At 62.6% G+C, this 1,133-nt stretch carries 1 protein-coding gene; it reads right to left on the reverse strand.

Going from position 1 to position 1,133, the window contains the following annotated elements; translation table 11 throughout:
- Positions 1–1,119, reverse strand: a 1,119-nt coding sequence (locus B6S09_RS18870) for a condensation domain-containing protein (RefSeq protein WP_280522718.1), incomplete at its 3' end; no start/stop codon positions are given.
- Positions 1,120–1,133: the final 14 nt, after the last annotated feature.

Below are 1,133 nucleotides of genomic sequence, written 5' to 3' on the forward strand. Positions count from 1 at the left end.
AGATGTGTATAAGAGACAGACGCTGAAGTGACCATCGATCTCGGCCTTGAGTACCTGGGTATTGACGAAGAAGCCAACCAGACGCTCGGTTTCCACACGGTTGCGGTTGGCAATCGGCACGCCAACGCGAATGTCCTGTTGGCCGCTGTAGCGGTGCAGCAGCGCCTGATAAGACGCCAGCAACAGCATAAACAGGGTCACCCCTTCACGCTGAGCCAGGGCCCTAAGGTCGTCGAGCAACGAGCTCGACAGGTCAATGGACAAACGCGCGCCACGATGGCTTGGTACCGCCGGGCGCTGATAATCGAACGGCAGCTCCAGCACCGGTTGCTCACCGCCCAGCAGCTCGCGCCAGTAGCTCAGCTGACGCGCCTTCTCGCCCGCCTCCATCCACTGGCGTTGCCACACCGCGTAATCGGCATATTGAATCGGCAGCGCCGGCAATTGCAGGCGCTGGCCCTGACTGCAAGCGCCATAGAGCTGCACCAGCTCGTCGACCATCACCTGCATCGACCAGCCGTCGGAAATGATGTGGTGCTGTACCAGCACCAGCACATGCTCATCTTCGGCCAGGCGTAGCAGGTTGACCCGCATCAGCGGCCCCGCACGCAGGTCGAAAGGTTGCGCGATACAGGCTTGCAGTGTGGCTTCAAGGTGCGCTTCATCGGTGTCGAGCACGGCCATGGCAAGGTGTACCTGCGGGCTGATCACCTGCACAGTGCGCTCGGCTTCCTGGAGCAGATGGGTGCGCAGGCTTTCGTGGCGAGTGACCAGGGCATCCAGGGCCTGTTGCAGCGCATCGACATTCAACGACCCCCGCAGACGCAATGCACTGGGCATGTGATACGCCGCACTGGCCGGGTCCAGCTGCCACAGAAACCATTGGCGCTCCTGGGCATAGGACAGTGCCAGCGGCTGCTCGCGCGACACGCTGACCATCGGCGGCGCGGTGTCGGCCTGCACGTCCGCGCACGCCACGGCAAACGCTTGCAGCGTCGGCTGTTCGAACAAGGCGCGCAACGGGACTTCCCGCTTGAGGTCGTGGCGCACCCGAGAGATAACCTGGGTGGCCAGCAAGGAGTGGCCGCCGCGTTCGAAGAAGCTGTCTCTTATACACATCTGACGCTGCCGAC

Source organism: Oceanimonas baumannii (assembly GCF_002245495.1).
Classification (GTDB): domain Bacteria; phylum Pseudomonadota; class Gammaproteobacteria; order Enterobacterales; family Aeromonadaceae; genus Oceanimonas; species Oceanimonas baumannii.